This window comes from Streptomyces sp. NPDC030820 (genome assembly GCF_055572075.1).
In genome coordinates, this window is the sequence record NZ_JBVIEB010000010.1 from 384,606 (window position 1) to 396,655 (window position 12,050).

Sequence of the window (12,050 nt, forward strand, 5' to 3'; positions counted from 1 at the left end):
CGCCCTTCGGCGTCACGTGTCCGAGGTCCGCGCCAGGCCTCAGTACGCGCTGTTGACGTTGTCCATCGAGCCGTACCGGTGCGCCGCGTAGTTGCAGGCGGCCGTGATGTTGGCGACCGGGTCGTAGATGTTCCACGACGTGCCGGACACGTGGTAGGCCCGGAAGGTCGGGTCGATGACCTGGAGCAGACCCTTGGACGGGATGCCGTTCTGGGCGTTGATGTCCCAGTTGTTGATGGCCATCGGGTTGCCCGAGGACTCACGCATGATGTTGCGGTGCAGACCGCTGTAGGAGCCCGGGATGCCGTGCTGCTTCATGATGTCCAGCGCCTGACGGATCCAGCCGTCGAGGTTGTTGGCGTACGTCTTCGCGGCGACCGGCTGCATGTCGATCCGCTGGGCGGAGCGGCTGGCGGCCTCGTTGGCGGCGCGGTCCTGCGCGGCCTTCTTGGCGGCGTCGGCGGCGGCCTTCTGCGCGGCGGCCTTCTTCGCGGCCTCGGCGCGCTGCTTGGCGGCGGCGGCCTCGTCGGCGGCCTTCTTCTGCGCGGCGAACGCGTCCAGCTTGACCGTCTCGGGGGCGAGCTGGTCGGTGACCGTGCCCTTGACGTTCTTCAGCGCCGTGCTGGTGGCGACCTGGGCGGCCGTGGCCGGCGCGCCGGTGGTGACGGTGTCGGCGCTGCTCGGGACGGCCGAGACGGCGATGGCGGCGGTGCCCAGAGCGGCGACGCCGAGGACGGCGATCTTGTGCTGTTTGGTCAGGGCACTATGAGCACGGTTGAGGATGTTCTTGGGCATGGCTGATGGACCTCTTCGATAGCGCGGAGGTCGCTCCTGCGTCCGCCGGGGGAATCGGCTCCTCCCACACGAACGCCGCGGGCCGGTGACCCACGGCGCTGAGCGACGGAAGCAATTCTTAGCTGGCGCAAAATTCCCTGGCAAAGATGTGCCCTACGATCCTCCCTAGTGGATCGCCGAACGGCAAAACGGGACAGACTGGACCATCTGTCCCGTTCATGCGGGGATGCTTTATCTCCTATGTCTCTTCGTACGTGATCTGGACCCTATGTGCGGGCTCACATCGGAGACGTGGCAGTTTCACCAGGAGTTGCCATCGCAATGCTCTGTGTGAGGGGTCTCCGCCGGGAGGATGAGATGCACGTCGCCGAACTCGTGCCACAGGTAGAGCCCCCGCAGCGCCTCCTCGTAGGCACGGTCGACCGCGGCCTGCCCCGCGACCGCCTCCAGCATCAGCAGGTGCGAGGCCTCCGGCTCGTGCAGCCCGGTCAGCAGCCCGTCCACCACCCGCACCCCGCGCTCGGGCGTCACGACCAGGTCCGTCCACCCCCCGGCCGCCCGCACCACCCCGTCCGTCCCCGCCGCCGACTCCACGGCCCGCACGGCGGTCGTACCCACGGCGATCACCCTGCCGTCGCCCGCCCTCGCGGCGTTGATCGACCGCGCCGATGTCTCCGGCACCGCGAACCGCTCCGGATACGGCGGCTCGTGCGCCTCCGCCGACGCCACCCCCGTGTGCAGCGTGATCGGCGCGAACTGCACCCCCCGGCTCACCAGCTCCGCCACCAGGGCCGCGGTGAAGGGGCGCGCCGCACTCGGCATCTCCGCACTGCCCGACCCGTCCGGCGACGGCAGCGCGAACACCGTCTGGTACGCCGACAGCGGCTGCTCCCCCTCTGTATAGGAGTAGCGAATCGGCCGCCCGTGCACGCGCAGCATCCCGAGGACGTCCCCGTCCGCCCGGGCCCACCACAGCCGTTCCCCGCGCGGGCTCAGCGGCTCCTGAAGCACCAGCCGCCCCGACCCCGGCAGCACCACCTCCGTACCCGCACGCGTGCCCGTACGCGCGTGCGTGGTACCTCGCCCGTCCGATTCCCGCAGCTCCACCGCCCACCGGCCGTCGTCCCCGCGCGTGGAGAAATGCACCACCACGCGCGCGTGCCCGATCCGCCCGTCCACCGCCGCGGCCAGCGTGGGCGAGGTGTTCACCACCAGCAGGTCCCCGGCCCGCAGCAGCAGCGGCAGCTCCGGGAAGGCGTGATGCGTCACCTCTTCACCGCGCGACACCAGCAGCCGTACGGCGTCCCGGCCCAGCCCCGGACCCCGCTGCTCGGCGGGCACGCGCGCGGACAGCCCCTCCGGCACCCTCCCCCACTCTCGACTTCGCTCGAGCGGGGGGACCCCCATGCCGGTCCTCATCGCCGCTCCAGCAGCGCCGGCGCCGCGTACCGCCCGCTGGCCGGCCGCTCGTCGAGCAGCCGCAGGAACGCCGGTACGACCGTGTCCGGCGCCGGACGCGGATCGTCGTCCTCGGGTACGGCCGCCGCGTACAGCTCCGTCGCCATGTCCCCGGGATCCACCGCCCACACCCGCAGACCGGGCTCCTCCACGCCCAGCACCGCCGCCAGCTGGTCCAGGGCGGCCTTCGAGGCGCCGTAGCCGCCCCAGGCCTCGTACGCCTCGGCCGCCGCGTCCGAGCTGACCGCGACCACCGTCCCGCCCGGCGACTCCCGCAGCAGCGGCAGCGCCTCACGGACCAGGCCCAGCGCGGCCACCACGTTCACCTCCAGCGCCCGCCGCAGCCCCTCCAGGGGCAGCTCGGCAAGCCGTACCAGCGGCTCGGCACCCAGCGCGCTCGCATTGCTGACCAGCAGGTCGACCCCGCCCAGCCGGCGCGCGGCCGCCACCAGCGCGGCCCGGTGCCCGGCATCCGTCACATCCCCGGCCAGCGCCTCCACGCGCGTGCCGTACCCGGCGACGCCCTCCGCCGCCTCCTTGAGGGCCTCGGCGCCCCGGGCGTCCAGCACCAGATCCCAGCCTCGCGCGGCCAGCGCCGCTCCGAGCGCCCGCCCCAGGCCCTTCGAAGCCCCCGTGATGATCGCAACCGGCATGACTACCGTCCCCTCGTCGCTCACCGCCCTTCGCCGAGCGGTGATCACACCGTAGGAACGGCGCCGTCCCGGCCGCCTCGGACGCGGGCCGCAAACCGCAGGGCCCTTCGGCGTACACCGCACGTCCGGGGCCCCGGGACCTAGACCGGCCGGCCTAGGACCAGCGGACCGGGCCCCGCCGCCACAGGGCCGATCCGCCTGTCACACTCCGCCGGTACCGTGAGGACATGAGTCACCGCCCCCGGTCCGGCCTGGCAGCGGTCAGTTCCGCGCTGCTGGCCATGAGCAGGCATCTGGAGGTGCGCGACGTCCTCAAGACGATCGTCGCCTCCGCCCGCGAGCTGCTCGACGCCCAGTACGCCGCCCTCGGCGTCCCCGACGACCACGGCGGCTTCGCCCAGTTCGTCGTCGACGGCGTCAGCGACGAGCAGTGGCGCGCCATCGGCCCGCTCCCTCGCCAGCACGGCATCCTCGCCGCGATGCTGCACGAGGCGAAGGCGGAGCGCCTCGCCGACGTGCGCAAGGACCCCCGCTTCGAGGGCTGGCCGGCCGCGCACCCGGACCTGGCCGACTTCCTCGGCCTGCCCATCCGTGACGGCGACGAGGTCATCGGCGCGCTCTTCCTCGCGAACAAGAACTGCCCCAAGCCGGAAGGAAGTTGTGGCTTCACAGAAGAGGACCAGGAGCTGCTCTCCATCCTCGCCCAGCACGCCGCCATCGCCCTCACCAACGCCCGGCTGTACGAACGCAGCCGCGAACTCACCATCGCCGAGGAACGCTCCCGCCTCGCCCATGAACTGCACGACGCGGTCAGCCAGAAGCTCTTCTCCCTGCGCCTGACCGCGCAGGCCGCGGCCGCCCTCGTCGACCGCGACCCCGCCCGCGCCAAGGGCGAACTCCACCAGGTCGCCGCGCTCGCCGCCGAAGCCGCCGACGAACTGCGCGCCGCCGTCGTGGAGTTGCGCCCCGCCGCCCTGGACGAGGACGGCCTGATCGCCACCCTGCGCACCCAGACCCAGGTCCTCGACCGCGCCCACACCGCGCGCGTGACCTTCACCAGCAACGGCTTCCGCGCCCTGCCCGCCGCCCAGGAGGAAGCCCTGCTCAGGGTCGCCCAGGAAGCCCTGCACAACGCACTGCGCCACTCCGGCGCCGAACACGTCGACGTGAGCGTGCAGCGGCGCGGCGGCGGGGCCGTGCTGCGCGTCACCGACGACGGCGGCGGCTTCGACCCGAAGGCCGTCCGCCGCGCCGGACGGCATCTGGGCCTGGTCTCGATGCGGGACCGCGCGAGCGGGGTCGGCGGCACGCTGACCGTGGAGTCGGTGTCCGGCAAGGGCACCACGATCGAGATGGAGGTCCCCGGTGGCTGACGCAATCAGAGTGCTGCTCGTCGACGACCACCAGGTCGTCCGCCGGGGCCTGCGCACCTTCCTGGAGGTGCAGGACGACATCGAGGTCGTCGGCGAGGCCGCCGACGGCGCCGAGGGAGTCGCCCGCGCCGAGGAACTGCGGCCGGACGTCGTCCTGATGGACGTCAAGATGCCGGGCATGGACGGCGTCGAGGCCCTGCGCCGGCTGCGCGAACTCGACAACCCCGCGCGCGTGCTCGTCGTCACCAGCTTCACCGAGCAGCGCACGGTCGTACCGGCCCTGCGCGCGGGCGCCGCCGGATACGTCTACAAGGACGTGGATCCCGACGCCCTCGCCGGCGCGATCCGCTCCGTGCACGCCGGCCACATCCTGCTCCAGCCCGAGGTGGCCGGGGCCCTGCTCTCCCAGGAGGAGGCCAACTCCGGCCAGAGCAGAGGTGGTTCGCTCACCGACCGGGAGCGCGAGGTGCTCGGCCTGATCGCGGACGGCCGCTCCAACCGCGAGATCGCCCGCGCCCTCGTGCTGTCCGAGAAGACCGTCAAGACGCATGTCTCCAACATCCTGATGAAACTCGACCTCGCGGACCGCACCCAGGCCGCGCTGTGGGCCGTGCGACACGGCGTGACCGGCTGAAACGCCATGCCCGGGGTGTTGACCCACGGCAACACGGAGGGTTCCGCTCCGGACTGAGATTCATACCGTCGTGGGAATGTCACCGGGATGGCGCATCCTCCGGCGATCTCCGCCGTTCTCCAGTGCGTGCCGCGGCGAACCGCCGCGGTGACCGCCTAGGAGGGGTTGAAAGTGAAGAACCTGAAGAAGGCCGCGGCTGTGACGATGGTGGCCGGTGGCCTCTTGGCCGCCGGTGCGGGCATGGCCTCCGCCACGACCGGCAGCTGGGCCGGCGGCGAGGCCCACGGCTCCCCGGGCGTCGGTTCGGGCAACGTCGTCCAGGTCCCGGTGGACGTCCCGGTGAACGTGGTCGGCAACAGCGTGAACGTCATCGGCGTGCTGAACCCGGCCTTCGGCAACCTCGGCCTCAACCACTGAGGTCCGGCCGACACCGACCACAGGCCTCCCGGTGCCCATCGGGAGGCCTGCCATGTGTCGTCCGGTGCCGGCGCCCCCACCGTCCGGTTACCGGGCTCCCCGCTCCCGCTCCTCCACGATGGAGTTGTACGCCGCCACCTGCGCCCGCCGAGCCGTCCGCTCCACCGGCCGCAACGCCTCCGCCCGCGCCGCCATCTCGCTGGAGCTGACCGCGCCCCCGTGCCCGTTGGCGTACGCCAGCGACACCAGCAGCGCGACCCGTTGAGCCAGCTCCAACACCCGTACCGCACGCGGTGGGTACCCCGGCGCCAGCACCTCTCGCCCGCGCTCGGCCCGCGTCCGGTACGCGTCGATCGCCGCCTCCGCCACCGGACCCGACCCGGCGACGTCCAGCTTCGACAGCACCTCGGTCGCCTCGCGCAGCGCCTCCGCCAGCTCCCGCTCGGCCTCGCCCAGCGACGGCACATCGGCGGGCGGCGCCTCCCGCACCGGCAGCACATGCCAGACCACCTCGGCATGCACATCGCCCTCCGGCCCCGCCTCGTACACCTGAGGCACCAGCCCGAACGCGGCGCCGTGGCAGACCACCGCCTCCTCGGCCTCCAGCGCCCGCGCATTGAACTCGGGCGGACCGCTCAGCCCCAGCGGATGCCCCGGCGCCGGCAACGCGACCCGCAGCCCGGTCGCCCCCAGCGTCCGCAGCCGCCCCAGCGCCAGCGTGAGCCCGACCTGCGCGGACTCCCCGGGCAGTCCCGCCACCCGGTGCACGGTGTCCCCACCCACGATGGCGAGCGCGGCGTCATCCGGAGAGACAAGTCCGGCCAAAAGGGCATTTCCCCAAGCGGCAAGGCGTCCTGAACGCGGTTCCGTGAGCATGCTCCCACCCTAAGGACCGGACCGATGGAATGGAGCGGGGCACTCGTGGCGTAGATTTCATAAGGGCTGCGCCCACAGGCGCGGCGGACCGAGCCACAGGCGTACGCGACAGCCGAGACCGGCCACACTGCAAGGGGAGACAACGCGCTCATGAGCGATGTTCTGGAGCTTCAGGACGTATCCGTGGTCCGCGAGGGCCGGGCTCTGGTGGACCAGGTCTCCTGGTCGGTGAAGGAGGGCGAGCGCTGGGTCATCCTCGGGCCCAACGGCGCCGGCAAGACCACCCTCCTGAACGTCGCCTCCAGCTACCTCTTCCCCAGCAAGGGCACCGCGACCATCCTCGGCGACACCCTCGGCAAGGTCGACGTCTTCGAGCTGCGCCCCCGCATCGGCGTGGCCGGCATCGCCATGGCCGAGAAGCTCCCCAAGCGCCAGACGGTCCTGGAGACGGTGCTGACGGCCGCGTACGGCATGACCGCCCACTGGCAGGAGGAGTACGACGAGGTCGACGAGCAGCGCGCCCGTGCCTTCCTCGACCGCCTCGGCATGAGCGACTACCTCGACCGCCGCTTCGGCACCCTCTCCGAGGGCGAGCGCAAGCGCACCCTGATCGCCCGCGCCCTGATGACCGACCCCGAGCTGCTCCTGCTGGACGAGCCCGCCGCCGGCCTCGACCTCGGCGGCCGCGAGGACCTGGTCCGCCGCCTCGGCCGGCTCGCCCGCGACCCCATCGCCCCCTCGATGATCATGGTCACGCACCACGTCGAGGAGATCGCCCCCGGCTTCACCCACGTCCTGATGATCCGCCAGGGCAAGGTCCTCGCCGCCGGCCCGATCGAGCTGGAACTGAGCTCCCGCAACCTCTCCCTCTGCTTCGGCCTGCCGCTCGTCGTCGAGCAGGTCGGCGACCGCTGGACGGCTCAGGGCCTGCCCCTGTCCTGACCCTTCACCCGAGGCCTTCCTGAGCCCTTCCTGAGGCCTCACACCCCGCTCCCTTTCGCGCCCTGTCCGCCGCTCGACCCCGGCCCTACCATGACCGTGTGAACGACATCGACGCATGGGTGTGGTGGCTCGTCGGCGCGGCAGCGCTCGGAATCCCGCTCGTCGTCACCGCCATGCCGGAGTTCGGCATGCTCGCGGTGGGAGCCATCGCGGCCGCCGTCGCCGCGGGTCTCGGCCTGGACGCCGTGGTCCAGGTCCTCGTGTTCGTCGTCGTCTCCGTCGCGCTCATCGCCGTCGTCCGCCCCATCGCGACCCGGCACAGCAGACAACTCCCCGGACTCGCCACCGGTGTCGACGCCCTGAAGGGCAAGCAGGCGGTCGTCCTGGAACGCGTCGACGGCTCCGGCGGCCGCATCAAGCTCGCCGGGGAGGTCTGGTCGGCCCGTGCCCTCGACACCGACCGTGCCTACGAAGTGGGCCAGGAGGTGGACGTCGTGGAGATCGAAGGGGCCACCGCCATCGTCATCTGAGGCATCATGCCCACGAGTTGGGCGATGGTCTGTCAGACTCGACCAGCAAGATCTTCTGCAACCACGAGATCTGCCGAAGGCGCCGAGGCGGAGAGGGGTACGGGGAACACGATGGAACCGGTCATCATCGTCCTGGTCATTCTGGTGGTGTTGGTCTTCATCGCCCTGATCAAGACCATCCAGGTCATCCCACAGGCCAGCGCCGCCATCGTCGAGCGCTTCGGCCGCTACACACGCACCCTGAACGCGGGCCTGAACATCGTGGTCCCGTTCATCGACACCATCCGCAACCGCATCGACCTGCGCGAACAGGTCGTACCCTTCCCGCCGCAGCCGGTGATCACCCAGGACAACCTGGTGGTCAACATCGACACGGTCATCTACTACCAGGTGACCGACGCCCGCGCGGCCACCTACGAGGTCGCCAGCTACATCCAGGCCATCGAGCAGCTGACGGTCACCACCCTCCGCAACATCATCGGCGGCATGGACCTCGAACGGACCCTGACCTCCCGCGAGGAGATCAACGCCGCCCTGCGCGGCGTCCTCGACGAGGCGACGGGCAAATGGGGCATCCGCGTCAACCGCGTGGAACTGAAGGCCATCGAACCGCCCACCTCCATCCAGGACTCGATGGAGAAGCAGATGCGCGCCGACCGTGACAAGCGCGCCGCGATCCTGACGGCCGAAGGTACGCGCCAGGCCGCCATCCTCACCGCCGAGGGCGAGAAGCAGTCCCAGATCCTGCGCGCCGAGGGTGAGGCCAGGGCCGCGGCCCTGCGCGCCGAGGGCGAGGCCCAGGCGGTCCGCACGGTCTTCGAGGCGATCCACGCCGGCGACCCCGACCAGAAGCTCCTGTCCTACCAGTACCTGCAGATGCTCCCGAAGATCGCCGAGGGCGACGCCAACAAGCTCTGGATCGTCCCCAGCGAAATCGGCGACGCCCTCAAGGGCCTCTCCGGCGCCATGGGCAACTTCGGCCCCCTGGGCGGCGGCCAGGGCAACGGCGGAGCCAACGTGCCCGCACAGAACAACGGCCCGAGCGCGGAGCGCCGCGAGAAGCCGAACATCGACTAGGAGTTCTGGACAACGCCGGTTCCCACCGCGCCCCTCCAGGGGCGCGGGGAACTGCGCGATCAAACACGGTCAGGCAGCATCCCGAGCCAACCACTCAGGCAGAGCCTCGAACTCCTCGGTGCCCAGAGCCAAGAGCATCGCATCAGCTGGTGTCGGCTCAAATGGCTGACGCAGCAAAGCCATACCCGCCTCCTCAGGAGTCCGGTTGGCCTTCCGGTGATTGTCCTCCGCACACGCGGCAACCGTGTTCAGCCACGTGTCCTGCCCACCCTGCGCCCGCGGCACCACATGGTCCACCGTCGTGGCCCTGCGCCCGCAGTACGCGCACCGGTGCCGGTCCCGGACCAGCACACCCCGCCTCGACCACGGGGCTTGTCTTCGGAACGGCACCCGTACATACCTGCACAGCCTGATCACCCGGGGCGCGGGTATGTCCACATCGGCACCGCGCATACGCAGTTCGGGATGGGCCTGCTCCACGACGGCCTTGTCCTGGAGCACCAGAACGACGGCTCGATTCAACGTCACCGTCGACAGCGGCTCGAAGCTCGCGTTCAGCACCAGCGTGTCCCGCATCCAGCCCACCTCCCGTGCGCATCTGCCCACCCCCCGGCGGGCTTGGATCAACTCTGGACGGGCGCGCCGAGATGGACAACGCAATAAAAAATGCCCGCCTCCGATCACTTCCAAGACCGGAGGCGGGCAAACGTTCAGTGAACGCTCGGCTGAATCCGTACTGTGCGGTCAGCCCTGCGCCGGGTTCTCGTACTCACCGATGAGCTGGGCACGGGCGAGGGTGTGGAAACGCAGATTGAAGCCGACGACGGCCGGAGAGACGTCGGCATCCGGACCGAGCTTCTCCTGGTCCACCGCGTACACCGTGAAGACGTACCGGTGCGGCCCGTCCCCGGGCGGCGGCGCGGCGCCACCGAAGTCCTTCGTCCCGTAGTCGTTGCGCACATGCACCGCGCCCTCGGGCAGGCCCTCGAACTTGCCGCTGCCCGCACCCGCCGGCAGCTCCGTCACGGAGGCCGGGATGTCGAACAGGACCCAGTGCCAGAACCCGCTGCCGGTCGGCGCGTCGGGGTCGTAGCACGTCACGGCGAAGCTCTTGGTCTCCGCGGGGAAACCCTCCCAGCGCAGATGCGGCGACGTGTTGCCCTCCGCGTGCACCTGGTCGCTCTTGAGCGTCGCCCCCTCCTCGATGTCCGCGCTCGTCACCGTGAACGACGGCACGGGCGGATGGAAGTCATGGGGGAGCGGCCGCCGCTTGAGCTCGGTCACCTCGGTACCTCCTGATCGATGATCTGGAACCAGCAGTCCCCGAGCCTAGAACCAGTTGCGCTTGCTGCCGACCTCGGACAGCCACTGGTTCAGATAAGCCGCCCAGTCGGTCCCCATCCAGTCGTTCAGACCCACCTGGAAGGACCGGTAGGTGTCCGAACCCTCGCTGAACAGACCCGGCTTCTTGTCCATCTCCAGCACGACGTCCATCGCGTGCTCGTCGGCCACGAAGCTCAGCTCGACCTGGTTCAGGCCCCGGTACTGCGACGGCGGGTGGAACTCGATCTCCTGGTAGAAGGGCAGCCGCTGCCGCGTGCCCCGGATGTGGCCGCGCTCCATGTCCGCGTTCTTGAAGCGGAAGCCCAGCTGGATGAAGGCGTCCAGGATGGCCTTCTGCGCCGGCAACGGGTGGACGTTGATCGGGTCCAGGTCGCCGGAGTCCACGGCCCGCGCGATCGCCAGCTCGGTCGTCACCCCGATGTGCATCCCGCGCAGCGCCTGCCCGTCGATCATCGTGACCGGCGTCTCCCAGGGGATCTCCAGACCGAACGGCACCGCGTGCACCGCACCCGCCTGCAGTTCGAAGGCACCACCGAGCCGCACCTTGGTGAACTCGATGTTCTGCTTGTACTCCTCGTCGCCGCTCTCCACCTCGACCTTGGCCTGCAGACCGACCGACAACCCCTCGATGTCCTGGTTCACGGACCCACCCTGGATCCGCACCTCACCCTGGACGACACCGCCCGGCACCACATTGACCTCGGTCAGCACCGTCTCGACCGAGGCCCCGCCGGCCCCGAGGCTCGCGAGCAGCTTCCTGAACGCCATTGACTCTCCCTTTACGAACGGACCTCGCCCCTACAAACGCGATCCGCCCGCACCTGGTTCCGCCGAGCGGCTGCCCCGTCTGCACTACCCTCGGAGGGCATGATCGCGCCCCCGGACCGTACGCCACTGCCCAGAGAGTTCTTCGACCGCCCGGTCCTGGAGGTGGCACCGGACCTCCTCGGCCGCATCCTGGTGCGTACGACCCCCGACGGCCCGATCGCCGTCCGCCTCACGGAGGTCGAGGCGTACGACGGCCCGAACGACCCCGGCTCACACGCCTACCGTGGCCGCACCGCCCGCAACGAGGTGATGTTCGGTCCCCCCGGACACGTGTACGTCTACTTCACCTACGGCATGTGGCACTGCATGAACCTCGTCTGCGGTCCCGAGGGCCGGGCGAGTGCCGTCCTGCTCCGCGCCGGCGAGGTCGTCGACGGCGTCGAGTTGGCCCGCAAACGGCGAGTTTCGGCCCGGAACGACAAGGAACTGGCCAAAGGCCCGGCCCGCCTGGCGACGGCCCTGGAAGTCGACCGCGCCCTGGACGGCACGGACGCGTGCGCCTCCGGCGAGACCCCGCTGCGGATGCTCACCGGTACGCCGGTGGCCGCTGACCAGGTACGAAGCGGACCCCGCACCGGAGTCGCCGGCGAAGGCGGGAACGGCGACATCCATCCCTGGCGTTACTGGGTGGCGGACGACCCGACGGTGAGCCCCTATCGGGCACACGTCCCCAGGCGGCGCCGAAGTTGACGTGCCCCACGAAGGTGCGTAATGTATCCCGAGCCGCTGAACCGGGTACGGCGATCGCCTGCAGCCGGAGCGGCCAACCCACTACTCAGCTACAACCCCTCAGCGGGGTCGATTTTGGCGCGCCCGCGTGCCCGAATTCGAACTCGCGAGACTCGATTATGAGTCGCCGAGAGAATGAGCTAACGTAGTGAATGTCGAAAGGGCGGACGGCGAAAGCCGAAAGCCCCGAGGACATCCCGCCGACAGGGAATCGGATCGAGAAAAGATCTGATAGAGTCGGAAACACCGAAGGGAAGCGCCCGGAGGAAAGCCCGAGAGGGTGAGTACAAAGGAAGCGACCGTTCCTTGAGAACTCAACAGCGTGCCAAAAATCAACGCCAGATATGTTGATACCCCGTCCGTCGGAACATTCCGATGGTCGAGGTTCCTTTGA

The 12,050-nt window shown here is 70.2% G+C and carries 14 protein-coding genes; 7 read left to right on the forward strand and 7 right to left on the reverse strand.

From position 1 onward, the window contains the following. Positions 1–39 precede the first annotated feature (39 nt). From ACZ418_RS28230 to ACZ418_RS28240, 3 genes are all read right to left on the reverse strand, one after another. Positions 40–795 carry a transglycosylase SLT domain-containing protein gene (locus ACZ418_RS28230; protein ID WP_468368294.1) on the reverse strand — a complete coding sequence of 252 codons (756 nt, stop codon included), beginning with the start codon at positions 793–795 and terminating at the stop codon, positions 40–42. A gap of 300 nt (positions 796–1,095) precedes the next feature. Beyond that, positions 1,096–2,214, reverse strand: coding sequence for an S-adenosylmethionine:tRNA ribosyltransferase-isomerase (locus ACZ418_RS28235; protein WP_468368297.1), 1,119 nt, complete (start codon positions 2,212–2,214; stop codon positions 1,096–1,098). Further along, a complete protein-coding gene (locus ACZ418_RS28240) occupies positions 2,211–2,906 on the reverse strand; it encodes an SDR family NAD(P)-dependent oxidoreductase (protein ID WP_468368300.1) in 696 nt (231 codons plus the stop codon). Before ACZ418_RS28240 ends, ACZ418_RS28235 begins: the two co-directional genes overlap by 4 nt. A gap of 227 nt (positions 2,907–3,133) precedes the next feature. On the opposite strand from ACZ418_RS28240, the gene ACZ418_RS28245 reads away from it, so the two are divergent. From ACZ418_RS28245 to ACZ418_RS28255, 3 genes are all read left to right on the forward strand, one after another. Continuing rightward, complete coding sequence (locus ACZ418_RS28245) at positions 3,134–4,279, forward strand: GAF domain-containing sensor histidine kinase (protein ID WP_468368303.1); 1,146 nt, start codon at positions 3,134–3,136, stop codon at positions 4,277–4,279. Further along, the gene (locus ACZ418_RS28250) at positions 4,272–4,913 is read left to right on the forward strand and encodes a response regulator transcription factor (protein ID WP_351209562.1); all 642 of its coding nucleotides are present in this window, start codon (positions 4,272–4,274) and stop codon (positions 4,911–4,913) included. Before ACZ418_RS28245 ends, ACZ418_RS28250 begins: the two co-directional genes overlap by 8 nt. 171 nt (positions 4,914–5,084) lie before the next feature. Next, entirely contained in the window at positions 5,085–5,330 is a 246-nt protein-coding gene (locus ACZ418_RS28255) for a chaplin family protein (protein WP_468368306.1), read from the forward strand. Between the two features lie 87 nt (positions 5,331–5,417). On the opposite strand, the gene ACZ418_RS28260 is transcribed toward ACZ418_RS28255, so the two are convergent. Then, positions 5,418–6,206, reverse strand: a complete 789-nt coding sequence (locus ACZ418_RS28260; RefSeq protein ID WP_468368309.1) for a hypothetical protein — start codon at positions 6,204–6,206, stop codon at positions 5,418–5,420. 150 nt (positions 6,207–6,356) lie between these two features. On the opposite strand from ACZ418_RS28260, the gene ACZ418_RS28265 reads away from it, so the two are divergent. From ACZ418_RS28265 to ACZ418_RS28275, 3 genes are all read left to right on the forward strand, one after another. Then, a complete protein-coding gene (locus ACZ418_RS28265) occupies positions 6,357–7,148 on the forward strand; it encodes an ABC transporter ATP-binding protein (RefSeq protein WP_208901649.1) in 792 nt (263 codons plus the stop codon). 98 nt (positions 7,149–7,246) lie between these two features. Next, on the forward strand, positions 7,247–7,678 hold the full coding sequence (locus tag ACZ418_RS28270; protein WP_468368312.1) for an NfeD family protein: 432 nt from the start codon (positions 7,247–7,249) through the stop codon (positions 7,676–7,678). Between the two features lie 111 nt (positions 7,679–7,789). Next, positions 7,790–8,755 (forward strand): SPFH domain-containing protein, encoded by a 966-nt coding sequence (locus ACZ418_RS28275; RefSeq protein WP_468368314.1) that lies wholly within the window; start codon positions 7,790–7,792, stop codon positions 8,753–8,755. Positions 8,756–8,824: 69 nt separating this feature from the next. Here the strand turns inward: ACZ418_RS28275 and ACZ418_RS28280 are convergent, their stop codons facing one another. The 3 genes from ACZ418_RS28280 to ACZ418_RS28290 form a co-directional block, all read right to left on the reverse strand. Then, positions 8,825–9,331 carry an HNH endonuclease gene (locus ACZ418_RS28280; RefSeq protein ID WP_468368317.1) on the reverse strand — a complete coding sequence of 169 codons (507 nt, stop codon included), beginning with the start codon at positions 9,329–9,331 and terminating at the stop codon, positions 8,825–8,827. Positions 9,332–9,499: 168 nt separating this feature from the next. After that, positions 9,500–10,039, reverse strand: a complete 540-nt coding sequence (locus ACZ418_RS28285) for a YbhB/YbcL family Raf kinase inhibitor-like protein (RefSeq protein ID WP_450984970.1) — start codon at positions 10,037–10,039, stop codon at positions 9,500–9,502. A gap of 45 nt (positions 10,040–10,084) precedes the next feature. Next, positions 10,085–10,867: a sporulation protein gene (locus tag ACZ418_RS28290; RefSeq protein WP_468368320.1), complete on the reverse strand. Its 783-nt coding sequence runs from the start codon at positions 10,865–10,867 to the stop codon at positions 10,085–10,087. 99 nt (positions 10,868–10,966) lie between these two features. Here ACZ418_RS28290 and ACZ418_RS28295 point away from each other — a divergent pair, with 99 nt between their 5' ends. Next, the gene (locus tag ACZ418_RS28295) at positions 10,967–11,617 is read left to right on the forward strand and encodes a DNA-3-methyladenine glycosylase (RefSeq protein WP_468368323.1); all 651 of its coding nucleotides are present in this window, start codon (positions 10,967–10,969) and stop codon (positions 11,615–11,617) included. The last annotated feature ends 433 nt before the right edge of the window (positions 11,618–12,050 follow it).

Excerpts from the sequence above, each read along its gene's own strand:
- ACZ418_RS28230 (WP_468368294.1), bottom strand. The coding sequence starts at position 795 with ATGCCCAAGAACATCCTCAACCGTGCTCATAGTGCCCTGACCAAACAG.
- ACZ418_RS28235 (WP_468368297.1), bottom strand. The coding sequence starts at position 2,214 with ATGAGGACCGGCATGGGGGTCCCCCCGCTCGAGCGAAGTCGAGAGTGG.
- ACZ418_RS28240 (WP_468368300.1), bottom strand. The coding sequence starts at position 2,906 with ATGCCGGTTGCGATCATCACGGGGGCTTCGAAGGGCCTGGGGCGGGCG.
- ACZ418_RS28245 (WP_468368303.1), top strand. The coding sequence starts at position 3,134 with ATGAGTCACCGCCCCCGGTCCGGCCTGGCAGCGGTCAGTTCCGCGCTG.
- ACZ418_RS28260 (WP_468368309.1), bottom strand. The coding sequence starts at position 6,206 with ATGCTCACGGAACCGCGTTCAGGACGCCTTGCCGCTTGGGGAAATGCC.
- ACZ418_RS28265 (WP_208901649.1), top strand. The coding sequence starts at position 6,357 with ATGAGCGATGTTCTGGAGCTTCAGGACGTATCCGTGGTCCGCGAGGGC.
- ACZ418_RS28275 (WP_468368314.1), top strand. The coding sequence starts at position 7,790 with ATGGAACCGGTCATCATCGTCCTGGTCATTCTGGTGGTGTTGGTCTTC.
- ACZ418_RS28280 (WP_468368317.1), bottom strand. The coding sequence starts at position 9,331 with ATGCGGGACACGCTGGTGCTGAACGCGAGCTTCGAGCCGCTGTCGACG.
- ACZ418_RS28290 (WP_468368320.1), bottom strand. The coding sequence starts at position 10,867 with ATGGCGTTCAGGAAGCTGCTCGCGAGCCTCGGGGCCGGCGGGGCCTCG.
- ACZ418_RS28295 (WP_468368323.1), top strand. The coding sequence starts at position 10,967 with ATGATCGCGCCCCCGGACCGTACGCCACTGCCCAGAGAGTTCTTCGAC.